Origin of the sequence: Agrobacterium sp. LMR679 (genome assembly GCF_027157905.1) — a bacterium.
Lineage (GTDB): Bacteria > Pseudomonadota > Alphaproteobacteria > Rhizobiales > Rhizobiaceae > Agrobacterium > Agrobacterium leguminum.
This window is the reverse complement of sequence record NZ_JAPVOJ010000002.1, coordinates 49,560-72,026: the sequence shown is the minus strand read 5'-3', so window position 1 is coordinate 72,026 and position 22,467 is coordinate 49,560. Positions and strand designations below refer to the sequence as shown.

General features: G+C 60.2%; 21 protein-coding genes. 12 read left to right on the top strand and 9 right to left on the bottom strand.

The window, feature by feature from the left end; all coding sequences use genetic code 11:
• Window positions 1–100 precede the first annotated feature (100 nt).
• The 3 genes from O3W47_RS11120 to O3W47_RS11110 all read right to left on the bottom strand — a co-directional run bounded on the left by O3W47_RS11120 (window position 101) and on the right by O3W47_RS11110 (window position 2,798).
• Window positions 101–1,399, bottom strand: coding sequence for a M23 family metallopeptidase (locus O3W47_RS11120; protein WP_269313787.1), 1,299 nt, complete (start codon window positions 1,397–1,399; stop codon window positions 101–103).
• Between the two features lie 92 nt (window positions 1,400–1,491).
• A complete protein-coding gene (locus tag O3W47_RS11115) occupies window positions 1,492–2,316 on the bottom strand; it encodes a ferritin-like domain-containing protein (protein ID WP_174036136.1) in 825 nt (274 codons plus the stop codon).
• A gap of 14 nt (window positions 2,317–2,330) precedes the next feature.
• Entirely contained in the window at window positions 2,331–2,798 is a 468-nt protein-coding gene (locus O3W47_RS11110) for a peroxiredoxin (protein WP_065655195.1), read from the bottom strand.
• 233 nt (window positions 2,799–3,031) lie between these two features.
• On the opposite strand from O3W47_RS11110, the gene O3W47_RS11105 reads away from it, so the two are divergent.
• Window positions 3,032–6,415 (top strand): YhdP family protein, encoded by a 3,384-nt coding sequence (locus tag O3W47_RS11105; RefSeq protein WP_269313786.1) that lies wholly within the window; start codon window positions 3,032–3,034, stop codon window positions 6,413–6,415.
• Window positions 6,416–6,654: 239 nt separating this feature from the next.
• Here O3W47_RS11105 and tyrS read toward each other — a convergent pair whose 3' ends face one another.
• On the bottom strand, window positions 6,655–7,908 hold the full coding sequence (gene tyrS / locus O3W47_RS11100; protein WP_059760342.1) for a tyrosine--tRNA ligase: 1,254 nt from the start codon (window positions 7,906–7,908) through the stop codon (window positions 6,655–6,657).
• A 148-nt stretch (window positions 7,909–8,056) separates the two neighbouring features.
• On the opposite strand from tyrS, the gene O3W47_RS11095 reads away from it, so the two are divergent.
• A complete protein-coding gene (locus O3W47_RS11095; protein WP_269313785.1) occupies window positions 8,057–9,178 on the top strand; it encodes an anhydro-N-acetylmuramic acid kinase in 1,122 nt (373 codons plus the stop codon).
• Window positions 9,179–9,412: 234 nt separating this feature from the next.
• Here O3W47_RS11095 and O3W47_RS11090 read toward each other — a convergent pair whose 3' ends face one another.
• A complete protein-coding gene (locus tag O3W47_RS11090) occupies window positions 9,413–10,090 on the bottom strand; it encodes an alpha/beta hydrolase (protein WP_035263309.1) in 678 nt (225 codons plus the stop codon).
• Between the two features lie 211 nt (window positions 10,091–10,301).
• Here O3W47_RS11090 and O3W47_RS11085 point away from each other — a divergent pair, with 211 nt between their 5' ends.
• The 8 genes from O3W47_RS11085 to sufA all read left to right on the top strand — a co-directional run bounded on the left by O3W47_RS11085 (window position 10,302) and on the right by sufA (window position 17,864).
• Window positions 10,302–11,471: a cysteine desulfurase family protein gene (locus tag O3W47_RS11085; RefSeq protein ID WP_269313784.1), complete on the top strand. Its 1,170-nt coding sequence runs from the start codon at window positions 10,302–10,304 to the stop codon at window positions 11,469–11,471.
• 197 nt (window positions 11,472–11,668) lie between these two features.
• Window positions 11,669–13,138, top strand: coding sequence for a Fe-S cluster assembly protein SufB (sufB, locus tag O3W47_RS11080; protein WP_003522660.1), 1,470 nt, complete (start codon window positions 11,669–11,671; stop codon window positions 13,136–13,138).
• Window positions 13,139–13,194: 56 nt separating this feature from the next.
• Window positions 13,195–13,536: a GIY-YIG nuclease family protein gene (locus tag O3W47_RS11075; RefSeq protein WP_137453081.1), complete on the top strand. Its 342-nt coding sequence runs from the start codon at window positions 13,195–13,197 to the stop codon at window positions 13,534–13,536.
• A 115-nt stretch (window positions 13,537–13,651) separates the two neighbouring features.
• Window positions 13,652–14,407, top strand: a complete 756-nt coding sequence (gene sufC / locus O3W47_RS11070) for a Fe-S cluster assembly ATPase SufC (RefSeq protein WP_269313783.1) — start codon at window positions 13,652–13,654, stop codon at window positions 14,405–14,407.
• A 24-nt stretch (window positions 14,408–14,431) separates the two neighbouring features.
• A complete protein-coding gene (gene sufD, locus O3W47_RS11065) occupies window positions 14,432–15,703 on the top strand; it encodes a Fe-S cluster assembly protein SufD (RefSeq protein ID WP_269313782.1) in 1,272 nt (423 codons plus the stop codon).
• Window positions 15,696–16,946: a cysteine desulfurase gene (locus O3W47_RS11060; protein WP_110756966.1), complete on the top strand. Its 1,251-nt coding sequence runs from the start codon at window positions 15,696–15,698 to the stop codon at window positions 16,944–16,946. Before sufD ends, O3W47_RS11060 begins: the two co-directional genes overlap by 8 nt.
• 38 nt (window positions 16,947–16,984) lie before the next feature.
• A complete protein-coding gene (locus tag O3W47_RS11055; protein ID WP_003522655.1) occupies window positions 16,985–17,368 on the top strand; it encodes an SUF system Fe-S cluster assembly protein in 384 nt (127 codons plus the stop codon).
• Between the two features lie 106 nt (window positions 17,369–17,474).
• Window positions 17,475–17,864, top strand: coding sequence for a Fe-S cluster assembly scaffold SufA (gene sufA, locus O3W47_RS11050; RefSeq protein ID WP_003495415.1), 390 nt, complete (start codon window positions 17,475–17,477; stop codon window positions 17,862–17,864).
• A 21-nt stretch (window positions 17,865–17,885) separates the two neighbouring features.
• Here the strand turns inward: sufA and O3W47_RS11045 are convergent, their stop codons facing one another.
• On the bottom strand, window positions 17,886–18,167 hold the full coding sequence (locus O3W47_RS11045) for a hypothetical protein (protein ID WP_269313781.1): 282 nt from the start codon (window positions 18,165–18,167) through the stop codon (window positions 17,886–17,888).
• Between the two features lie 174 nt (window positions 18,168–18,341).
• Between O3W47_RS11045 and O3W47_RS11040 the strand changes: the two genes are divergently transcribed.
• A complete protein-coding gene (locus O3W47_RS11040) occupies window positions 18,342–18,575 on the top strand; it encodes a hypothetical protein (RefSeq protein ID WP_065655184.1) in 234 nt (77 codons plus the stop codon).
• The gene (locus tag O3W47_RS11035; protein ID WP_269313780.1) at window positions 18,544–19,071 is read left to right on the top strand and encodes a DUF6714 family protein; all 528 of its coding nucleotides are present in this window, start codon (window positions 18,544–18,546) and stop codon (window positions 19,069–19,071) included. The genes O3W47_RS11040 and O3W47_RS11035 overlap by 32 nt, the downstream gene beginning before the upstream one ends.
• Window positions 19,072–19,130: 59 nt before the next feature.
• On the opposite strand, the gene O3W47_RS11030 is transcribed toward O3W47_RS11035, so the two are convergent.
• The 3 genes from O3W47_RS11030 to O3W47_RS11020 are packed head-to-tail and all read right to left on the bottom strand — an operon-like array spanning window position 19,131 to window position 22,364.
• Window positions 19,131–20,339: an ABC transporter permease gene (locus O3W47_RS11030; RefSeq protein ID WP_065655182.1), complete on the bottom strand. Its 1,209-nt coding sequence runs from the start codon at window positions 20,337–20,339 to the stop codon at window positions 19,131–19,133.
• Window positions 20,329–21,048 (bottom strand): ABC transporter ATP-binding protein, encoded by a 720-nt coding sequence (locus O3W47_RS11025; RefSeq protein WP_269313779.1) that lies wholly within the window; start codon window positions 21,046–21,048, stop codon window positions 20,329–20,331. The genes O3W47_RS11030 and O3W47_RS11025 overlap by 11 nt, the downstream gene beginning before the upstream one ends.
• Before the next feature lie 14 nt (window positions 21,049–21,062).
• Entirely contained in the window at window positions 21,063–22,364 is a 1,302-nt protein-coding gene (locus O3W47_RS11020; RefSeq protein ID WP_269313778.1) for an efflux RND transporter periplasmic adaptor subunit, read from the bottom strand.
• Window positions 22,365–22,467 lie beyond the last annotated feature (103 nt).

The window sequence follows — 22,467 nt, the reverse complement described above, 5'->3', positions numbered from 1 at the left end:
GCGCGCGAAACAGCGGGGTTCGGGCGGGGCTTCTTGGCCTTTGGTGCAGATTTCAGCGATTTATCGTAAAAAGCGCAAAAAAAGCATTAAAATCGGGCTGCTATTTTAAATAGGTTTTGAGTTCCGTTCCGGCGATCAGGAACCGCATCGGATCGACCGGCGTATCGTTGCGGCGCACCTCATAATGCACATGCGGACCGGTGGAGCGACCGGTGCTGCCGGCGCGGCCGATGACGTCGCCGGCCTCGACCCTGTCGCCGGCTTTCACCAGAATGGCGGAGAGATGGCCGAATCGCGTCGAGACGCCCTGGCCGTGATCGATCTCGACCATATTGCCGTAGCCGCCGGAATTTTCCGCCACCGTCACCTTGCCCGCGCCTGTGGATTTGACGTCAGCCCCGGTTTCGGCGCGAAAATCGATGCCGGTATGCAGGGCCGGGCGGCCGAGAAACGGATCCATCCGGTTGCCGAATCGGCTGGTGATCGCCCGGCCGGGGGCCGGGTTGCCGAAGGGCAGGGTGGTCGCGGTTTCCTTGACGATGTCGAGCCGGTTCAGCGCATTGTCGAGATTGGTGAGCGACAGGTTGAAAGGATCGGTGTCACCGCGCTCGGGGTCGGCATAGGGGCCGCCTATGTCGTCATTGCCGTTCTCTTCGATTTTCAGGCCCGCCTGCCGGATGATGTCCTGCATCGCATTCGCCTTGTCCTCGGCGTCGCTAGTCAGTCTGGCGATGCGCGATATCTGCTGGCGTTCGATATCCTTAAGCGACAGTGTCACCTTGGAAAACACCCGGTCGGCCCGATCGGATGGCGTTTCGCCGGCTTCGGGCACATAGGCGGCGCGTCTGTCCGATGTGGCGGGCTTTTCCGCCTGCGGCTTGCGTGGCGCCATCAGCTTTTCAATGGCCGAAAGGCCGCCGGAGAGGTCAGCGCGTTTTTCCGGCGCCATGGCGTTCGAAAGAGACGAGGGCGCGGCCGGGGAGGAGGCGATGCCGGAATTTTCGGCGCGTTCCAGCAATTCGCTCATGCGGCCGTGCCGCGAGGTCAGCGCCGCCTGCTGTTCCAGCAGCTTTTCCACTTTCTTTTCAACGACCTGCTGATCGAGCAATTGGCGGGAGGTGACACGGTCCACCTGGGCTCTCAGCGCTGCGATGCGGTCTTCATAGTCGTTCTGCATGCGGGTCTGGCGGGCCATGGTCGCGCCGATCAGGTCGTCACGCAAAATAAGGTAGCCTGTGGCTCCGAGATAACCGAGCGAGAAAAGGCCGATCGTGCAGCCGGCAAGCGCCGCCATCCACGGACGGATGGTCATGTGCCGCACCCTGTCGCCGCGCGCGAGGATGAGCACGTGGGGCTCACGCTTTTTGCCGAATACCCGGTTTTCCGCCGTATCAGTCACAATCTCTCTCCGGACTGGCCGATTTCTTAGGGGAAATCATAATTCGTTAAGGTTAACGAAGTTTTGCCGGAGAGGCCTTTTGGCGGTGTCGGCTATTGGCTGACGGATGTGAGCGAGCGGTAAAAGGAAGGCGTCAGGCCGGCCTCGGCGCGGGCGATGTCGTTGAAGGGCGGTTTCAAAGGGCCGCGGAAATTGGCGCGCACCAGCTGCCTGAAGGTCGCGGCCGGGTCCTTCTTTTCACGCGCGCAGAGGAACCGGAACCATTTCGCGCCGATGGCGACATGGCCCTTTTCGTCATTATAGATGACATCAAGAACGGCGGCGCTTTCGAGATCGCCAGTCTCACGCATCTTCGCCTGCAGGGAAGGGGTGACGTCCAGTCCGCGCGCTTCCAGGATGAGCGGGACGACGGCGAGCCGTGCAGTGAGATCGTTGCGGGTGGAATGCGCGGCCTGCCAGAGCCCGTCATGGGCCGGCAGATCGCCATAGTCGGCGCCGAGGCTTCTCAGCCTGTCCCGCACCAGCCGGAAATGTTTCGCCTCCTCGAAGGCGACCTGCATCCAGCCGTCGAAAAAGGAATGCGGCACCGGCTCGCTGGCATAACGGGCGACGATATCGAGCGCGAGATCGACGGCGTTAAGTTCGATATGGGCTATGGCGTGCAGCAGCGCAATGCGGCCCCTGACGCTGTGAAGGGAGCGGCGTTCCACGGCGGTTGGCGGCACGAGTTCCGGCTTCTGCGGCCTGCCCGGACGTTCGGGCAGCGGCGGGTCGAGAGGCGAGCGCAGCGACAGACGGCGCTCGAACCAGCGTGTCGCCGTTTCCTGCGCGAGTGCGGTCTTTCTGTCGAGATCGGCGCTCACGATGGCATCCGTCGCGCCGCCTCGCAGCGAGATGATTTTGAACGGGGGCGTCACGACGGGTTGGTCCCTCAGAGCTTCTTTACGGCCTCGAGAACGGCCTGGGCGTGGCCCGCGACCTTCACCTTGTTCCAGATTTCCGCGATTTTTCCATCCGGAGCAACGAGGATGGTCGTGCGTTCGACACCCATGTATTTTTTGCCATACATGCTTTTTTCCTTCCAGACGCCATAGGCTTCCAGAACCTTCCTCTCCTCGTCGGAAGCGAGCATGACGGAAAGCGAATGTTTTGCCGCAAACTTGTCGTGGCTTTTAACGCTGTCGGGCGAAATGCCGATGACGACGGCGTTGGCTGCCTCGAATTCGCCGCCCAGCGCGCTGAAGTCGATGGCTTCTGCGGTGCAGCCGGAAGTATCGTCCTTCGGGTAGAAATAGAGGATGACGGCCTTGCCTTGCAGTTTGGACAATGTCACCGTCCCTTCACCGTTGCGGGGCAAAGTAAAATCGGGAGCCGGGCCGCCAATCGTCAAGTCTGTCATAATCTACCTTTCTTTCGCCGGGATGTTGAGGAAAAGTCGCCACATTCGATATATAGCGAAACCGCGCGTCGTCCAGATCACTATTTAGATTTCAGGTCGAACGATCTTAAATCTCAATCGTTATCTGGGCTAAAGAATTAAAGCGGGATTCCGGACGAAAACCGCTTACACTTTTCGCCATCCCGCTTCGGTGTTGCGGCGAAACAAAGCTATTCAAGGGCAAACACGGGCGTATGGCTGAAGTCAGGGGTGAAAAGGTCAAGTTCGGCAGACGCGATATCATTGCGCTGCACGATCTTCCTTCGGCGCAGGCCGAAGATCCCATCATCGTGCATTGCCCGGCGCCGCGCTCCATGGTGCGCGCCTTCATCAAGATTTTCGCAGCGCTTTTCGTGCTGGCCTTCCTGTCCATTGGCGGCATCATTCTTTCCGTCGAGACAGGATCGATCGACGCGACGCTTTCCAGCCAGGCGCAGCAGGCGCTGGAAAGGGCGCTCGGCCCCCATTACAGCGCGCGGATCGGTTCTTCGGCGATCAGGTTTTCCACCGGGCTGCGCCTTGCGCTGGTGGCGGAGGACGTGGATATCATCGAGAAGGAATCCGGCCAGCATATGAGCCGGGCGCGGGCAATCGGCATGGCGCTCGATCCGCTTGCGCTTCTGACCGGCCGTGTCTCGGTGGAAAGCCTCGAGGCCGACGGGATGGAGCTCGATACGGCGCTTTTGCCCAAGGGTAACGGGTTCGATCTCGCCAGCGTCAAGCTTGACGCCGTGCCGCAGCAATTGCAGGAGGCCTTCGGGCAGCTCGACAAGCTCGCTCAGGCTTTTCTGAGCAGCGGAACCGAGGAAATCGATATTTCCAGCGTTTCGATTCACCTGCCACCCGGAGAGTTGGGCAAGCCGCGTACCGTCGAAGTGCGTGAACTGTCGCTGACGCCCGATCAGCAGGGCGGATATTCGCTCGATGGAGAAACGCTATTCAACGGTGAAATTGCCAGCGTGTCGCTGCAGACTTCGGGATCGGGCGGCCGGATAGACGGTTTTGAAGCCCGCATCGACGGTTTCGATATCGGCCCGTTTCTTGAGAAATACGATCCCGACGGAAATCTCCATGAAGGCCTGAACGTCAAGACGGGTATCAACATTGTCGCTCGGCGCGCCATGGAAGGGCAGGAGCCACAGCTGGAGATTGCGCTCGGCCTCGGCAATGGAACGCTGATGATCGGCGGTGAGTCCCAGACCTTTACGGCTGGCAACGTCCATGCGCGTTATGACTTTGCCAAAAGCACCCTTGCCATCGACAATTCGCGGCTGGAGCTGGGGCGCACAATTCTTCCGGTCGCCGGTGAAATCAGCGATACGGAAGACGGTTTCGGCCTTTCGCTGCGGATCGACAACGCCGTTGCTTCGTCCGAAGCTTCGGGCGAGGCCCCGGTTCCTTTCAGCCTGAAGGCGGACGGGCATTTTACGGCGGCGACGAAGCAGCTCGACGTCCCCTCGCTTTATGTGACAGGCCCGCTCGGAGACATGGCGGGATCGCTGAAAATCCGGTTCGGCCAGGGGTCGCCGGAAATCAGTTTCGGCGGGCAGATTCCGAAGATGGAGGCCACGGCGGTCAAGCAGCTCTGGCCGTTCTGGATGGCGCACAAGCCGCGCGACTGGGTGGTGTCCAATCTCTACGGCGGCACCGTCACCAATGGTTCAATCGCGATCTTCATCCCGCAGGGACGGATGTGCGGCCCCGGCTGCCCGCTGGTGCTCGGCGAAAGCGAAATGCAGATCCGTTTCGACATCGACGATACGCGTCTCAATACTACCGGCGACATTCCGCCGTTGCGCGATGTCGACGCGCATTTCGACCTCGTCGGCGGCAAGATGGCCGTCGATATCAAGCGGGGGACATCCTATTTCCCGTCGAACCGGTCGCTCGCGTTGGAAAACAGCCGTTTTCTCATTTCTGCCGTTTACGACAAGCCGCTGCTTGGAAATCTCGAGCTGAACGTTTCGGGCTCGGCCGATGCCGTGGCCGAGCTTGCGGCGCTCAAACCCATCAATGCGCTCAAGGATACGCAGTTCAAGCCGGAGGATTTCACCGGCGATGTCAAAGCCCATGCAAATCTGACCGTTGGCCTGCTTTCCAGCCACAACCCGCCTCCGCCGGTGTGGACGGCCGATCTCGATCTGAAGAACCTGTCGCTGACCAAGCCCTTTGCGGGGCACAAGGTGACTGCACTCGACGGTTTCATGACGCTGGATGACCGCCAGCTCAAACTGGAGGGCAGGGGCCGCGTGGACGACGTGCCGATGGACATCGTGATGACAGAGCCGGTGCGCAAGAACAGCGATATCGCGCCGACGCTGTCGCTGAAGGCAAGCCTGAACGAAACCCAGGTTGCCAAGCTCGCTCCGGAACTCTCCACGGTCCTCGGCGGCACGACGGCGATTGAAATCGACGGCGCCGACCCGAAACGCCAGGATATCCGGCTCGATCTGACCAAGGCGTCGATCATTCTGCCCGGGCTCGGCTGGAGCAAGGGTATCGGCATTCCCGCCAGCGCCACCTTCACCATGGAAATGGGAGACGGGCGCACGACGATCAGCGACTTTTCGCTCGACGGCGACGGCTTCGGCGCAGCCGGCGATATCGCCTTCAGCAAGAACGGGCTGATTTCAGCCGATCTCAGCCGCGTGCAGCTTTCGCCCTCCGATAATTACGCCGTTTCGGTCGCCGCTTCGAAAAACGGCTATATCATCAACGCATCGGGGAAATCCGCCGATGTCAGGCCTTTCCTCTCGAAGCTTCGCAGCTCTTCCGGCAGCGGCGACGGGACGTCGCGTTCGCAGCCATCCCTTGCCATCAAGACGCAATTCGACAAGGTCTACGGGTTCAACGACGAAATACTTGCCAATGTCAGTTCCGATGTCAGCGTGCGGGACGGCAAGGTCCGCTCCATCGATTTCCGTGGCGTCACCGGCAACGGTCAGGCGGTGGTGGCGCAGACCGTCAATCGCGGGGCGACCGGAACCGTGACGCTGACCAGCAGCGACGCGGGGTCGCTCGCCCGTTTCGCCAATATCTACAGCCGCATTCGCGGCGGCCTTCTCAACCTTGCGCTGACGACCTCCAATGGCAGCGACTGGAGCGGTTCGCTCGACCTGCGCAATTTTGCCGTCGTCAACGAAGCCAAGCTGCAGGACATCGTCGCCACGCCGACGGGCGAGGACGGCAGGAGCCTTAACAATGCGGTGCGTCGCAATATCGATGTCAGCTCGGAAAAATTCCAGCGCGGTTTTGCCCGGGTCGTTTACGTCAACGGTTCGGTGGCGGTGGAAAACGGCGTCGTGCGCGGCGAGCAGATCGGCGCAACCTTCCAGGGGCTGCTGAAGGACCAGAGCGGCCGTATGGACATGACCGGCACCTTCATGCCCGCCTATGGCCTGAACCGGCTGTTCGGCGAGCTGCCCTTCATCGGCATCTTCCTCGGCAATGGCCGCGACCGGGGTTTGCTCGGCATCACCTTCAAGCTCTCCGGCCAGACGGACCAGCCGAAGCTGACAATCAATCCGCTGTCGCTGATCGCGCCGGGCGTCTTCCGGCAGATTTTCGAATTTCAGTGAATGGAGCGTCGCAAAGCTTGGCGCAAGCGGCTGTTTGGCGACAACGCGTGCACCCGTACTCCGTCACCCCGGACCTGATCCGGAGTCCAGTGCGATCAAGTCCTTGATCGCGTGAGAGCCCTTTCACGGCGCAGACGCGCCGTGGCTGGATGCCGGATCCAGTCCGGCATGACGGAAGTGGGGGTATCTGCGCATCGAGGACCGCTTTGGCAGTCCTCGACACAATGTTTTTGTAAGTCTTACGCCGGGCGAACCAGAACGTGCTTCTTCTTGCCGACCGACAGCTTGATGACGCCGTCGCCGGTGATTTCACCGGAACCGACCGTCTGGCGCTCATCCGAAACGCCGATGTCGTTGATCTTCACCGCACCGCCCTGAACGTGGCGGCGGGCCTCGCCGTTCGAGCCGGCGAGGCCGGCACGGACGATGAGCGACAGGACGCCGAGGCCGGCATCGAGTTCGGATGTCGGAACCTCGATGGAGGGCAGGTTTTCAGCGAGCGCACCTTCCTCGAAGGTCTTGCGCGCCGTCTCTGCCGCTTCTTCCGCCGCCGCACGGCCATGCAGGATGGCCGTCACTTCGGTCGCGAGGATTTTCTTCGCCTCGTTGATCTCCGATCCGCCAAGAGCGGCGATACGGGCGATCTCATCCATCGGCAGCGTGGTGAAGAGTTTCGCAAAGCGAACAACGTCCGCATCTTCCGTATTGCGCCAGTATTGCCAGAAATCATAGACCGGCAGCAGGTCCTTGTTCAGCCATACCGCGCCCGAGGCCGACTTGCCCATTTTCGCACCGGAAGAGGTGGTGAGCAGCGGCGAGGTCAACGCGTAAAGCTGTGGTGTCCCCATGCGGTGACCGAGATCGATACCGTTGATGATGTTGCCCCACTGGTCCGAACCGCCCATCTGCAGGCGGCAGCCGGTGCGCTGGTTCAGCTCCACGAAGTCGTAGGCCTGCAGGATCATGTAGTTGAATTCGAGGAAGGACAGCGATTGTTCGCGGTCGAGGCGCGTTTTCACGCTGTCGAAGGACAGCATGCGGTTGACCGAGAAATGGCGGCCGACATCGCGCAGGAATTCGAGGTAGTTGAGGCCGCGCAGCCAATCGGCATTGTTGATCATCAGCGCCGGATTATTGGCGCGGTCGTAATCGAGGTAGTTGGCGAAGACGTGCTTGAGCGAGGTGATGTTGTCCTCGATCATGTCGATCGTCATCAGCTTGCGGGCTTCTTCCTTGAAGGAGGGATCGCCGACCATGCCGGTGCCGCCGCCCATCAGGGAGATCGGCTGGTGGCCGGTCTTCTGCATCCAGTGCAGCATCATGATCTGGGTGAGGTGGCCGACATGCAAACTCGAAGCCGTCGGGTCATAGCCGATATAGGCGGTCACGGTTTCCTTGGCGAACAGTTCGTCGAGACCTGCCTCATCGGAGATCTGGTGAATGAAGCCGCGCTCGTCGAGCGTGCGGAGGAAATCGGACTTGAACCTGGACATAACCTTTTACTTTCTGGTTTGATCTTTGCGGCCATCGAAAACCAATGACCGTCGCGGCTTTATCATTGTTTTTTGAAATGTGCACCCGTTTCGGCCATGAATGTCGGGATTCACTCCATGATGATTCGTGATTGCAGGGGAGCGGCAGGTGGGCGAGGTCAAAACGGCAATCGGGCTGATGAGCGGCACATCGATGGACGGCATCGATATCGCCCTGTTGCGCACGGATGGCGAAAGCGTGGTGCGGCATGGGCCGAGCGGATATTTCCCCTATGATCCGGGCCTGCGCGCCATCTGGCAGAAGGCATTGGTTACGGCCAAAGCCATTCGTGAACGACGAGAACGTCCCGGCGACCTAGTGGAGACCGAGCGCAAGCTGACGCTTGCCCATGCGGCGGCGGTCAAATCCTTTCTCCATCGTCACAGGCTTCAGTCCGGTGACATCGATGTGATCGGTTTTCATGGCCAGACAGTACTGCACCGGCCGGATGAGGCGCTGACCGTGCAGATCGGCGATGGCCCGCTTCTGGCCGCCGAAACCGGCATCGACGTGGTTTACGACATGCGGGCCAACGATATGGTCCATGGCGGGCAGGGTGCGCCGCTGATCCCCGCCTATCACATGGCGCTTTCCGCAAATCTGCCCGATGGGTTCGAAACACCGGCCGTCTTCGTCAATATCGGCGGTATCTCTAATCTGACCTATATCGGTGAGGCGGGGCGGCTTGCCGCTTTCGACAGCGGCCCCGGCAATATGCTGATCGACCAGTGGATCGAGGCGCATACGGGCAAGGCCTTCGACAAGGGCGGCAAGACGGCGGCGGGCGGCAGCGTCGTCGCGTCGCTGGTGGCGCGTTATATGGAGAGCCCGTTCTTCTCGGCCAATATCCGCCGCTCGCTGGATCGCAGCGATTTCGTGCCGCCGAAAAAAGGCGAAGTCTCGCTGGCGGATGGGGCACGGACGCTGGCGCATCTGACGGGGGCTGCGATCCTCAAATCGGCAAGTTACCTGCCGGAGGCGGCGAAGACCTATGTGGTCTGTGGCGGCGGGCGGCTCAATCCGGTCATCATGGCGGAATTTGCCGAGCTTGCCGCAAAGGTGGGCGCGCGGGTGATCGCTGCGGAAGAGGCGGGTTTCGATGGCGGGTCGATGGAGGCGGAGGCCTGGGCCTATCTGGCCGTGCGTTCACTTCAGGGGTTACCGCTGACCTATCCGGGGACGACGGGGGTGAAGGAGCCGGTGACGGGTGGGGTTTTGGTGAAGGTTTAGTAGAATATGGCGGGTGTGGCTTACCCCCTCTGCCTGCCGGCATCTCCCCCTCAAGGGGGAGATCGAATCGTGGCGACCTTCTTGCCATTTTCAACGTAGAAACTTGGGCGAAGAGCAGGCGTCTAGCTGATCTCCCCCTTGAGGGGGAGATGCCCGGCAGGGCAGAGGGGGTAAGCCAAGCCCGCCGGTGATCATAATAGGTCAATCAAGGCCTGCTTTAAAATGCGCAGCCAATCACCGAATGCGCTTGGCCGCCGGTTCCGGCACAAGCTCACCGTTCAGGCGACGGTCGAGATAGTCCTCGCATTCGCCCATCAGGTCGTCCACTTTGCCGTTGAAGAAGTGGTTGGCGCCGGGAACGGTGCGGTGGGTGATGAGGATGCCCTTCTGGGTCTTCAGCTTCTCCACCAGACCGTTGACATCCTTCTCAGGCGCGACCTTGTCGCTATCGCCGTTGATGATGAGGCCCGACGACGGGCAGGGGGCGAGGAAGGAGAAGTCGTAGGTGTTGGGCTGCGGCGCAATCGACATGAAACCTTCGATTTCCGGGCGGCGCATCAGAAGCTGCATGCCGATCCAGGCGCCAAAGGAATAACCGGCGACCCAGCAGCTTTTCGAATCGGGATGCAGGCTCTGCACCCAGTCGAGTGCGGAAGCGGCGTCGGAAAGCTCGCCCGCGCCATGGTCGAATTCACCCTGGCTGCGGCCGATGGAGCGGAAATTAAACCGGAGCGTCGTGAAACCGCGCTTCTGGAAAAGATAGAAGAGCTGATAGACGATCTGGTTGTTCATCGTGCCGCCAAACTGCGGATGCGGATGAAGGATGATCGCTATCGGCGCGCTCTTTTCCTTGGAGGGTTGATAACGGCCTTCGAGGCGACCCGCAGGGCCGTTAAAGATGACTTCGGGCATTGGTACTCCGGTCGTGTTTTTTCATTCTCCAACCGCATTCTTCCGATGAGAAGACTTGACGAACTCTGTCATCTTTTCTAGAACGCAGTTTAGAATAATTCGAAACTTTGCGTGTGCTAAAGCACTCGGGTGGTGTCATAAGGCAAGCGCAACTGTAATTTCAAGAAAAATGCGTTTTGGCGCATTGAAGATTGGATGAAGCCTCATCGTCATGACGGTTTTGACGCGGACATATATGGACTGGAACGCCACGGCGCCGCTTTTGCCCGCCGTGCGCGATGTTCTCGTCTCCGCGCTCGATCTTGCCGGCAATCCGTCTTCCGTCCACCGGGAAGGGCGTGCCGCCCGTGCCGCCGTTGAGGGCGCCCGCCGCGAGGTTGCGGCACTTGCCGGTGCGCAGGCCGCCCATGTCACCTTCACCAGCGGCGCGACGGAAGCCGCCAATCTGGTGCTGACACCGGATTTCAAGATGGGGCGCGCTCCGGTGCGTTATGGCCATCTTTATGTTTCAGCCATCGAGCACCCCGCTTTCCGCGAAGGCGGACGGTTCGGCAAGGCTGACGTTACGGAAATTCCCGTTACGTCAGTGGGCGTCATCGATCTTGCCGCACTTGAGGCGCTTCTGTCTTCGCATGATGCTTCCGTCGGCCTGCCGATGGTTGCCTGCATGATGGTGAATAACGAAACCGGCATCCTCCAGCCGGTGGCGGAAGCGGCGCGGCTGGTGCACGCGGCGGGCGGATTGATGGTGGTCGACGCCGTGCAGGCGGCAGGCCGGGTTCCGCTCGATATCAATGCGCTCGATGTGGATTTTCTGGTCATCTCGTCCCACAAGCTCGGTGGCCCCAAGGGGACTGGCGCGCTGGTCTCGCGCGGTGAGGTGATGATGCCGAAGCCGCTGATCCATGGCGGCGGGCAGGAAAAGGGGCATCGTTCCGGCACGGAAAATACCCTGTCGGTCATCGGTTTCGGTGCTGCTGCCGCTGTTGCTACCCGGAATCTCGAGATTGAAGCGGTGCGTCTTGCCGCTCTGCGGGCGCGGTTGGAAGACGGCATGCGGGTGAGTGCGCCGGATGTGATCATCCACGGCGAGGACGTTGCCCGCGTCGGCAATACCACGTTTTTCACCCTGCCGGGCCTGAAGGCGGAAACGGGGCAGATCGCTTTCGATATCGAAGGTATCGCACTTTCTGCCGGTTCGGCCTGTTCATCCGGCAAGGTGGGGGAAAGCCATGTGCTGACGGCGATGGGGCGTGATCCCAAGCTCGGCGCGCTTCGGATTTCCCTTGGCCATGCGACGGACGAGGCGGACATTGAACGGACGCTTGCGGCGTTCACGAAAATTGCCGGGCGGCGCAGGCTGGCCGGTCAGGCCGCTTAAAATGCGGCAAAGAATTGCGGAATAGCAATTTTCCGCTTGCCGGGATGTGTGAAAAGCGCCATCCCGCACTTACATGGGTATAAGCTCCGCCCCGCTTAACGGCGCGGTGACATTGCCCGAAGATGGATAAGGCGGCTTTCCGCCTTGATACGTTGACAAGCCACCGGACCTTGGCTCCGGCGAGATTGGAGAACGACATGGCAGCGGTTCAGGAAACGATCGATCAGGTCCGCCAGATCGATGTGGACCAGTATAAATACGGCTTCGAAACCAATATCGAAGTCGACAAGGCCCCGAAGGGCCTTTCGGAAGAGGTGATCCGTTTCATCTCGGCCAAGAAGCAGGAGCCCGAATGGATGCTGGAATGGCGTCTTGAGGCTTACAAGCGCTGGCTGACGATGGAAGAGCCGACCTGGGCGCGCGTCAGCTACCCCAAGATCGACTTCAACGACCTTTATTATTACGCCGCGCCGAAGACCGCGCCCGGCCCGAAGTCGCTCGATGAAGTCGACCCGGAGCTTTTGAAGGTCTATGAGAAGCTCGGCATTCCGCTGAAGGAACAGGAAATCCTCGCCGGTGTCGAAAAGCGCCCGGTTGCCGTGGATGCCGTGTTCGACAGCGTCTCGGTCGTCACCACCTTCAAGGCGGAACTGGCCAAAGCCGGCGTCATCTTCATGTCGATTTCGGAAGCCGTGCGCGAGCATCCGGAATTGGTGAAGAAATATCTGGGCTCTGTCGTCCCGACGACGGACAATTTCTACGCGACGCTGAACTCGGCCGTCTTCACCGACGGTTCCTTCGTGTTCGTGCCGAAGGGCGTTCGGTGCCCGATGGAGCTTTCCACCTATTTCCGCATCAACGAAAAGAACACCGGCCAGTTTGAGCGCACGCTGATCATCGCCGAAGAGGGTGCCTACGTCTCCTATCTGGAAGGCTGCACGGCGCCGCAGCGCGACGAGAACCAGCTTCACGCCGCCGTTGTTGAACTCGTGGCGCTCGATGATGCCGAAATCAAATATTCCACCGTCCAGAACTGGTATCCGGGCGACAAGGAAGGCAAGGGCGGCATCTACAACTTCGTGACCAAGCGTGGCGATTGCCGCGGCAACCGTTCGAAGATTTCGTGGACGCAGGTGGAAACCGGCTCGGCCATCACCTGGAAATACCCGTCCTGCATTCTGCGCGGTGACGACAGCCGCGGCGAGTTCTATTCGATCGCGGTCTCCAATGGCCATCAGCAGATCGATAGCGGCACCAAGATGATCCATCTCGGCAAGAACACGTCGAGCCGCATCATCGCCAAGGGCATCGCCGCCGGCTTTTCGGAAAACGTCTATCGCGGCCAGGTTTCGGCTCACCGCAAGGCGACCAACACGCGTAACTTCACGCAGTGCGACTCGCTTTTGATCGGCGACAAGTGCGGCGCGCATACCGTGCCCTATATCGAGGCGAAGAATTCCTCGGCGCATTTCGAGCATGAGGCGACGACGTCGAAGATTTCCGAAGACCAGCTGTTTTATTGCCTGCAGCGCGGCATCCCGGAAGAGGCGGCCATCGCACTGATCGTCAACGGCTTCGTCAAGGAAGTCATTCAGGAACTGCCGATGGAATTTGCCGTGGAAGCGCAGAAGCTGATCGGCATTTCGCTGGAAGGGTCTGTGGGATAAGTTTTCCTCGCTCATCCTCGGGCTTGTCCCGAGGATCTGCTGCGGTGGCTGTTAGAATGAGTGGCTTCGTCTACATGATGTCTGACAAACCGCGCGGGGTAATTTACACCGGTGTCACGAGCGATTTATCGGGACGGGTATGGGAGCATCGAAACGCTGAACGGAAGGGTTACACAGAAAAATACCAGGCGAAAAATCTCGTCTGGTTTGAAGCCCACCCAAACATCGTTTTGGCAATCCAGCGGGAGAAATCGTTGAAGCGCTATCTTCGTGAATGGAAAATCAAGTTGATCGAAGAGCTGAACCCAACGTGGCTCGATCTTTTTGAGCGCATTGATGAGATCGAAAACGCTTATGTGCCGCACCCGAATACGCTGGCGTCGGATGACTATAATTGATGTGATTAGATCCTCGGGACAAGCCCGAGGATGACGGATGTGAGAATTGAGAGCGACCCGCAAACCGGGTCTACGAGGCGGTCCTTGAAACCGCACCATGAACAGGAACAATACCATGCTTGAAATCATCGACCTGCACGCAAAGATCGCCGATACCGAAACCGAGATCATCAAGGGTCTCAACCTGAAGGTTGCTGCCGGTGAGGTTGCCGCCATCATGGGGCCGAATGGTTCCGGCAAGTCGACGCTGTCCTACATCCTGTCGGGCCGTGAAGATTATGAAGTCACCTGCGGTGACATTCTCTATAATGGCGAAAGCATTCTGGAACTGGATGCGGCTGAACGCGCTGCCAAAGGCATTTTTCTTGCCTTCCAGTATCCGGTCGAAATTCCCGGTGTCGCCACCATGCAGTTCCTGAAGGTCGCGATGAACGAGCAGCGCAAGGCGCGCGGCGAGTCCGAGCTGACGACGCCGGACTTTATCCGTCGCGTCAAGGAAGCTGCCGGCGATCTGAAGATCGACATGGAGATGCTGAAGCGTCCGCTGAACGTCGGTTTCTCCGGCGGTGAGAAGAAGCGCGCCGAAATCCTGCAGATGGCGCTCTTGGAGCCGAAACTCTGCGTGCTCGACGAAACCGATAGCGGTCTCGACATCGACGCCCTGAAGATCGTGGCTGACGGCGTCAACGCGCTGAAGTCGCCGGATCGCGCCACTGTCGTCATCACCCACTATCAGCGCCTGCTTGATTACATCGTGCCTGACAGCGTTCACGTTCTCTACAAGGGCAAGATCATCCGCTCGGGTGACAAGGCTCTGGCGCTGGAACTGGAAAACAACGGTTACGCCGACATCATCGGTGAAGCGGCCTAAGCCAGAGGCCAGGAGGTGATGTCCATGAACATTCAAGCTACCAACCGGCTGACGCCAGCGGAAACCGCGCTGGTCGATGCCTACACCGCCAAGTTCAGCGAATTGCCCGGTGACGGTGCCGTTGTCGCTGCCCGCGACGTGCTGTTCGACGATCTGAAGACCGGTGGTCTTCCGACCCGTCGCATCGAGGCATGGCACTATACCGATCTGAAAAGCCTGCTGCGTGCCGTTCCGGAAGACCGGCCCGCGCCGGTTATCGAGAAGCAGGCGCCGACGGTTGCCGGCTCTCTGGTTGCCTATATGCAGCACGGCACGGCCGATATCGGCAAGATCGAGGACGTCCGTGTTTCGCGCTTTGCCGAAAGCCTGGCTGACGGCTCCGCCGCCGCTGGCCTTGCGGAAGCCAGCAAGGATGACGCGATCGGCCGCATCAATGGCAGCTTCGTGCGCGATGGCCTGGTGCTCGAGATCCCTGCCGATGCCGAGATCGAGAAGCCGATCGAATTGCAGGCGGTCCATGGCGCAGGCCAGGTTCACAGCCGCTTCCCGGTTCGTTTCGGCAAGGGTTCCAAGGCAACCGTCATCGAGCGTCACCTTTCGGTGACTTCGGATGCGGCCTTCGTTTCTTCGGTCAGCGACATCGTCGTTGAGGATGGCGCGGAAGTGACCTGGATCATCCTGCAGCAACAGGGCGCCGCCGATATCCATCTTGGCCAGCTGCGCATGAAAATCGGCGCGGACGCCAAGATTCGCCTGTTCATTGTCAATGCCGGCGGCAAGCTGGTACGTCAGGAACTGCGCATCGACGTGGAAGGCGAGGGCACGGACCTCATCGTTCGCGGCGTCAACCTTTTGGGTGGCGAAACCCATACTGACGTGACGATGGTTCTCGGCCACAACGTGCCGAACACGACCTCGACGGAAGTGTTCCGCAACGTGGTGTTCGACCGTGCCAAGGGCATTTTCCAGGGCATGATCCGGGTGGCGCCCGATGCCCAGAAGACCGACGCGAAGATGGCCTGCAATACGCTGCTGATGTCTGACGATGGCGAGTTCTCGGCAAAGCCGGAACTGGAAATCTTCGCCGATGACGTTCAATGCGGCCATGGTGCGACGGTTGCCGATATCAGCGACAACCATCTCTATTACCTGATGGCGCGCGGCGTACCGCGGGCAAAGGCGCGGGCGATGCTCGTCAACGCCTTCGTCGCCGAGATCGTTGAGGAACTGGAAGAAGAAAATCTGGTAGAGGCGCTGGAGACGATCATCTCCGGCTGGCTGGAACATCATGCCTGAGAGCGAACGCGCCGCAGTGGCGGCCCCTTATGACATCGAAGCCGTGCGCCGGGATTTCCCGATCCTGTCGCGCGAGGTCTATGGCAAGCCGCTGGTCTATCTCGACAACGGCGCGTCCGCTCAAAAACCGCAGGTGGTGATAGACGCCGTTTCGCATGCTTATGCGAACGAATACGCCAATGTGCATCGCGGCCTGCATTTCCTCTCCAATGCCGCAACCGACGCCTATGAGGCGGCGCGCGAAAAGGTGCGCCGGTTCCTCAATGCCGGTTCGGTGGACGAGATCGTCTTCACCAAATCCTCCACCGAGGCGATCAATACGGTTGCCTATGGTTACGGCATGCCCAAGATCGGCGAGGGCGACGAGATCGTCATCTCGATCATGGAGCATCATTCCAACATCGTGCCGTGGCATTTCATCCGCGAGCGGCAGGGCGCGAAGCTCGTCTGGGTGCCTGTTGATGACGACGGCGCGTTCCACATCGAGGCTTTCGAAAAGAGCCTGACGGAGCGCACCAAGCTCGTTGCCATCACCCATATGTCGAATGCACTCGGCACCATCGTGCCGGTCAAGGAAATCTGCCGCATCGCCCATGAGCGTGGCATCCCGGTGTTGATCGATGGTTCGCAGGGTGCGGTTCACATGCCGGTCGATGTGCGCGATATCGATTGCGACTGGTATGTGATGACCGGCCACAAGCTTTACGGTCCCTCGGGCATCGGCGTGCTCTATGGCAAGGCGGATCGCCTGCGCGAGATGCGGCCGTTCCAGGGCGGCGGCGAGATGATCCTCGACGTTTCCGAAGACAATGTGACCTATAACGAGCCGCCGCACCGTTTCGAAGCCGGCACGCCACCCATCGTGCAGGCCATCGGCCTCGGTTACGCGCTGGATTACATGGACAATCTCGGCCGCGCCGCGATTGCCGCGCATGAGGCCGATCTTGCCGCTTACGCCGCAGAGCGTCTGCGCGAGATCAATTCGCTGCGCATCATCGGCAATGCGCCTGACAAGGGCGGCATCTTCTCCTTCGAGCTTGAGGGCATTCACGCCCATGATGTCTCGATGGTGATCGACCGGCGCGGCGTTGCGGTACGTGCGGGCACCCATTGCGCCATGCCGCTCTTGAAACGCTTCGGCGTCACCTCCACATGCCGGGCATCGTTCGGCCTTTACAATACCCGCGCCGAAGTAGACTCTCTTGTTGAGGCGCTGGAATATGCGCGCAAATTTTTCGCCTGATATCGGGATTTGAGAGATCAGGATTGAGGTTTAAGACCATGACTGCCGAAGCCACTGCAAAGACCCAGGATGCGACCGAAGCTCAGGAAAAGGTTTCGACCATTCCGCCGGATGAGCTGGCACGCCTCAGCGACGACGTGATTGCGGCGCTGAAGACCGTCTACGACCCGGAAATTCCGGCCGATATCTTCGAACTCGGTCTCGTCTACAAGATCGACATCGAGGACGACCGGATGGTCAAGATCGTCATGACGCTGACGGCCCCCGGTTGCCCGGTGGCCGGTGAAATGCCGGGCTGGGTGGAAAATGCCGTCGGTGCCGTCGAGGGTGTTTCCGGTGTCGTGGTCGAAATGACCTTCGACCCGCCATGGACGCCGGACCGCATGTCGGAAGAAGCACAGGTCGCCGTCGGCTGGTACTGACGTGATTTTGACGGGTGTCATCCCTTGATGACACTCTCAGGCGCTATTAGATTGAAATCCATAAGCATCGAGCCTTGAACTCGATTGTCGAAGGAGAATTAAGCCCATGGGCTTTGCGATCATGACCATGACCGGGGCTGCCGCCTCGCGCGTTAAAGCAATCGTCGAAAATTCCGGCCCGGACGCCAGGGGCGTGCGCGTCGGCATCAAGAAGGGCGGCTGCGCGGGCATGGAATATACCATCGACCTCGTGACCGAGCCGGATGCGAAGGACGATCTGGTTGAATTCGAAGGGGCGAAGGTCTGGGTTCAGCCTTCCGCCGTGCTTTATCTGCTCGGTACGCAGATGGATTTCGAAGTAACCAAGATGCGCTCGGGTTTCACCTTTAATAATCCGAACCAGACATCCGCCTGTGGCTGCGGTGAATCGGTTGAGCTGAAGCCCGCCGATCTGGCGGCGCTGGCGAAGCAGCGTGAGGCAGAGGCCAACGTTTGATTGGCCGCACTGCATTTCCGATCAGCGGGATGATTGCTGTTTCAGCGTATCGATAAAATCCGCCAGCGGATGAATCGATGGCGTCGTCAGCAACAGCGGCTCGAGACCGGCTGCGATCATTGCGCAATCCTCCTTGGCAAGCGGCCGAAGGCTCGAAGTGATCTTGTTGTAGTCGGGCGTTCCGCGTGACGCGAGGGAGCGATTGATCACAAACAGCTCCGTCTGTCCGTCAATCCGTTCGACGAAGAGGGCGAGCGAGCCGCCGTCTGCGGCAGCGGCGCTGTCCGATACCGATTTGAACATCCAAACTCCATCCGGTAAACTTGAGGGCGAGCCTATCCGATTGACGCCCTGACGCAAGGTCAGCGCGGATATCGGATATTCTGCGAGGTTTGGCGGTAGGTGCGGAACCGCCCGCCGCCCATGCTGGAAGGCGTTCGGATCGCCGGCGGGATTGATCGTGGGGAGTGAACCGGAATGGACATCAGTAGCGCCTCGATTGATATCTGGACGATAGGGCTGATCGTCGCCAGCGTCGTGGCTGGCCTGACGCTGATTGCCGGTATTGTTTGCCTTGCGTTTTACCGGGAGGAGATAAAGGGATCTGCGGTATCCAAGGGTGATGCGTTGAACAGCCCCCCGCTCGAACGGACCGAGGGTGGAGACTGGCCGACAGCGCATGGTGACGGGAGTGGGGGAGCGCATCATTGAACAGGCAGACGATTTGATGAGGTCGCAACCCGATAATATTGCGAATGCGAAAGCCGCGGTGCGAGAGGCATTCGCGAGTGTTACGCTGGGTGGCGGCGTCGGCCTCTCCGAGGCGCAGGCGCTTGATGATTGTGCGAACAATGAGGTTCGCGCCGCATGTCGTGCTGGCGATGAGAAGAATGATTGGGCCGCGATCCCGCTGGAGGACCTCAACAGACATTCCGGCAGCCCCGCCTTCCTTGATGCTGAAGGAATGCGATTTCATTTGCCCGCCTATATGATCGCCGATCTCGATGGCGACTACAGGCACGAATTCGCACCCTATTTGCGCGGATGCCAGGAGAGGTTTTCCTTACTGACCCCGTTGCAACGGAATGCCGTGGAAATATATCTCCGCGCCATCAGCGAGAAGGAAAACCTGCCGTCCTATCAGGACGACATAGAGCGCGCGCTCGAAGAGTGGATGGATAGTGCACGCTCGCCGGTGAGCGACTAAAGCGGATCGGGTCAATTGCAGGGAAGAGACAAAGCAGGTTGCGGTTTGAACGCCGGCTTTCATTCATGCCGCAAGGCTTCTATCGGGCTCAGGCTCGCCGCCCGTCGTGCCGGGAAGTAGCCGAAAATCACCCCGATGGCCGCCGAAAAGGCGAAGGCGAGGAAGATGATCGACGGGCTGGTGACGAAGGGCACGTTGAGATAACCGACGACGGCATAAGCAAGGCCGAGGCCGGTGAGGATGCCGACAAGGCCGCCGAAGGCCGAGAGCATGACGGCTTCCACCAGAAACTGCGTCAGCACCTGTTTTTCCAGTGCGCCGATGGCAAGGCGAATGCCGATCTCGCGCGTGCGCTCCGTCACAGACACCAGCATGATGTTCATGATGCCGATGCCGCCGACCAGAAGGCTGACGGCCGCGACTGCACCGAGAAGTCCGGTCAGTAGCGTCGTCGTGCCGGTCATGGCTGAGGCGATCTGCGTCATGTCGTTGACGGTGAAATCATCCTCGCGGCCGATGCCGATGCGGCGGCGCTCGCGCAGCAGGTTTTGCAGGTCGCTCTGCACCTTGGCAGTCGATACGCCGTCCTGCGCCGAGACCATGATCGAGGAAATGGTGGTGGTGCCGCCGATGCGCCGCTGATGGATTTTCAGCGGCATGATGATCGTGTCGTCCTGATCGTCGCCGAGGCCGGACTGGCCTTTCCTGCCCAGCACACCGATAACGGGGCAGGAGATGTTGCTGACGCGGATCGTCTGCCCCACCGGGTTTTCCGCACCGAACAGTTCCTGCCGCACCGTTTCGCCGATGATGCAGCCGATCTGGCCGCCGCGATCTTCGGCGGGCTGGAAATCGCGGCCGAGCGCGATGGTCCAGTCCTGCGCGATCAGATAGTCGTTGGTGGTGCCGATCACGCTTGTCTGGTGGTTCTTGCCGCCGAAAATGACGGTTGCGGCAGAGCTGCGGTTCTGCGGCGCGACGGCGCGGATGCCGCTTATCTGGTTGCGGATGGCCTCGACATCGCGGTCATCGAAGCGCTTGGCTTCGGTGCTGGCCCTTCCGGGGCCGAACTGGCCGGGGCGAACGAACAGCATGTTGGTGCCGAGCCGCGAAAGCTCCGATTTCACCTGTTCGGTCGTGCCGTTGCCGATTGTGACCATGGCGATGACGGCGGCCACACCGATGACGACGCCGAGCACGGTGAGGAAGGAGCGCAGCAGGTTGCGACTGATGGCGCGCAGCGCAAGACGCGACGTTTCAAAGAACATCGGCGGTCTCCTTTTTGCCCGTCGCGCTGTCGGAGGCGAGGTGGCCATCGACGAAACGCAGGAGGCGCCCGGCATGGGCGGCGATATCTTCTTCATGGGTGACCATGACCACCGTGATGCCCCTGTCGCGGTTGAGCGCGGTAATCAGTTCCATGATTTCGATGCTGGTCTTCGTATCGAGATTGCCGGTCGGTTCGTCGGCCAGAAGCAAAGCGGGGCGGGTGACGATGGCGCGGGCTATGGCCACGCGCTGCTGCTGGCCGCCGGAAAGCTCCTGCGTGGTGTGGTCCTCGCGGCCTTTCAGGCCCACCTGCGCCAGCGCTTCCATGGCGCGCGCGCGCCGTTCCGAGGCCTTCATGCCGCGATAGATCAGCGGCAGCTCGACATTCTCCACCGCCGAGGTGCGCGAGAGAAGGTTGAAACCCTGAAACACGAAACCCAGCATATGCCGGCGCAGCAGCGTCAGATGTTCGTTGTCGAAGCCGCTGGTCGGCACGCCCTGAAACAGATATTCGCCTGATGTCGGCACATCCAGACAGCCGATGATATTCATCGAGGTGGATTTGCCGGAGCCGGACGGCCCCATGATGGCGACGAATTCCTTCTCATGAATGGAGAGGCTGACGCCATCGAGCGCGCGGATGGTCGCTTCGCCGCGGCCATATTGCTTGACGACATCGCGGAATTCGATGAGCGGCGGCTGTTGCATGGGCTTGTCCTCCGTCAGCCGGCGTTGCGGGCCGTGGCGTCGGTAATCACCTGATCGTCGGCTTTCAACTCGCCCGATTTTACCACGGTATGCTGGCCGTCGGTGGAACCGGTTTCGATGGCGACGGAGACTGGCGTGTTGTTGCGCAGCACCCAGACCGTTCTTTTGCCGGCCGCAGCCGCCTGACCGGCATCGCGGTTCTGCGAGCGGCCCATGCGCGGTGGGCGGAACAGGCTCATCAACCCGCCGCCACGGGAGGCGGATTCGCGCGACGGCGTATAACGAAGCGCGGAATTCGGCACCAGCAGCGTATCCCTGATTTCTTCGACGATGATATTGGCGGTCGCCGTCATGCCGGGGCGCAGCAGCAGCTCCTCATTATCGACAGTCAGTATGCCCTTGTAGGTCACGACGTTGGATACGGTTTCCGAGGCGAAGCGCACGGTCTCGATCTCGGCCGGAAAGCTGCGGTCGGGATAGGCATCGACGTTAAAATTGGCCTTCTGACCGGTCTCGACCTTGCCGACATCGGCCTCATCCACCGAGACCTGCAATTCCATGTGGCGCAGATCGCCGGCGATGGTGAAGAGAACGGGAGCATTGAGCGAGGAGGCGACGGTGGCGCCGGGATCGACGCTGCGGGTGAGGATGACGCCATCGATGGGCGAGACGATCTTGGCCTTGCCGAGATTGACCTCGGCGAGCCTCAGATCCGCTTCCGCCGAAAGCACGGTCGCCTCGTTGACTTCGAGCGTTGCGGCAGCCGCATCATGGGTGAACTGCGCGGCGTCCAGATCCTGCTGGCTGGAGACCCGGTTCTGCACCAGCGATTTCAGGCGCTCCATGGAGGTTTTGGCCGAGCCGAGATCGGCGCGCGCCTTCAGCACATTGGCCTTGGCGGAAGCAAGCTTGGCGCGGGCGCTCTGTACATCGGCCTCCAGCTTGTTGGTATCCAGTTCCGCCAATACGTCCCCGGCCTTGACCGGGCTGTTATAGGTGACGTTGACCTTGCGCACGGTGCCGGACAGTTCGCTCGATATATCGACCTGATCCGTCGGCTGAACCGAGCCGGTGGAGGTGACGATGACCGAGAGATCGCCCTGACGCGCGGCTTCGGTGGTGTAGCTATAAGCGACGCCTGCCGCACGTGACTGGTAATAATAGCCAACGCCTCCGCCAATCAGCACAATGGCTGCTGCGGCGTAGAGATACCGACGCGACTTTTTCTTGCGGCCGTTTCTGTTCGTTCCCAGAATCTGGCGCAGATCGGGCTGGCTGTTTTGTGTATCGCTGCCACTCGTATTGGCGTCATTCATTCTCGTCACCCGCAAAGTTCAAAATACCACAGAGGGTTGTCGCCGCTCTCCGGTTTGTCCGTCCATCTGTCGCCGTTGTATTCCTCTGATTGTGGGAAGTGAC

Bases quoted from the DNA above. Each gene is read 5' to 3' on its own strand.
- O3W47_RS11105 (WP_269313786.1), top strand. From the start codon at position 3,032: ATGGCTGAAGTCAGGGGTGAAAAGGTCAAGTTCGGCAGACGCGATATC.
- O3W47_RS11075 (WP_137453081.1), top strand. From the start codon at position 13,195: ATGAGTGGCTTCGTCTACATGATGTCTGACAAACCGCGCGGGGTAATT.
- tyrS (WP_059760342.1), bottom strand. From the start codon at position 7,908: ATGTCCAGGTTCAAGTCCGATTTCCTCCGCACGCTCGACGAGCGCGGC.
- O3W47_RS11025 (WP_269313779.1), bottom strand. From the start codon at position 21,048: ATGCAACAGCCGCCGCTCATCGAATTCCGCGATGTCGTCAAGCAATAT.
- O3W47_RS11035 (WP_269313780.1), top strand. From the start codon at position 18,544: ATGGTGACGGGAGTGGGGGAGCGCATCATTGAACAGGCAGACGATTTG.
- O3W47_RS11030 (WP_065655182.1), bottom strand. From the start codon at position 20,339: ATGTTCTTTGAAACGTCGCGTCTTGCGCTGCGCGCCATCAGTCGCAAC.
- O3W47_RS11020 (WP_269313778.1), bottom strand. From the start codon at position 22,364: ATGAATGACGCCAATACGAGTGGCAGCGATACACAAAACAGCCAGCCC.
- sufD (WP_269313782.1), top strand. From the start codon at position 14,432: ATGAACATTCAAGCTACCAACCGGCTGACGCCAGCGGAAACCGCGCTG.
- O3W47_RS11085 (WP_269313784.1), top strand. From the start codon at position 10,302: ATGACGGTTTTGACGCGGACATATATGGACTGGAACGCCACGGCGCCG.
- sufB (WP_003522660.1), top strand. From the start codon at position 11,669: ATGGCAGCGGTTCAGGAAACGATCGATCAGGTCCGCCAGATCGATGTG.
- O3W47_RS11045 (WP_269313781.1), bottom strand. From the start codon at position 18,167: ATGTTCAAATCGGTATCGGACAGCGCCGCTGCCGCAGACGGCGGCTCG.
- O3W47_RS11060 (WP_110756966.1), top strand. From the start codon at position 15,696: ATGCCTGAGAGCGAACGCGCCGCAGTGGCGGCCCCTTATGACATCGAA.
- sufA (WP_003495415.1), top strand. From the start codon at position 17,475: ATGGGCTTTGCGATCATGACCATGACCGGGGCTGCCGCCTCGCGCGTT.
- O3W47_RS11090 (WP_035263309.1), bottom strand. From the start codon at position 10,090: ATGCCCGAAGTCATCTTTAACGGCCCTGCGGGTCGCCTCGAAGGCCGT.
- O3W47_RS11110 (WP_065655195.1), bottom strand. From the start codon at position 2,798: ATGACAGACTTGACGATTGGCGGCCCGGCTCCCGATTTTACTTTGCCC.
- O3W47_RS11055 (WP_003522655.1), top strand. From the start codon at position 16,985: ATGACTGCCGAAGCCACTGCAAAGACCCAGGATGCGACCGAAGCTCAG.
- sufC (WP_269313783.1), top strand. From the start codon at position 13,652: ATGCTTGAAATCATCGACCTGCACGCAAAGATCGCCGATACCGAAACC.
- O3W47_RS11040 (WP_065655184.1), top strand. From the start codon at position 18,342: ATGGACATCAGTAGCGCCTCGATTGATATCTGGACGATAGGGCTGATC.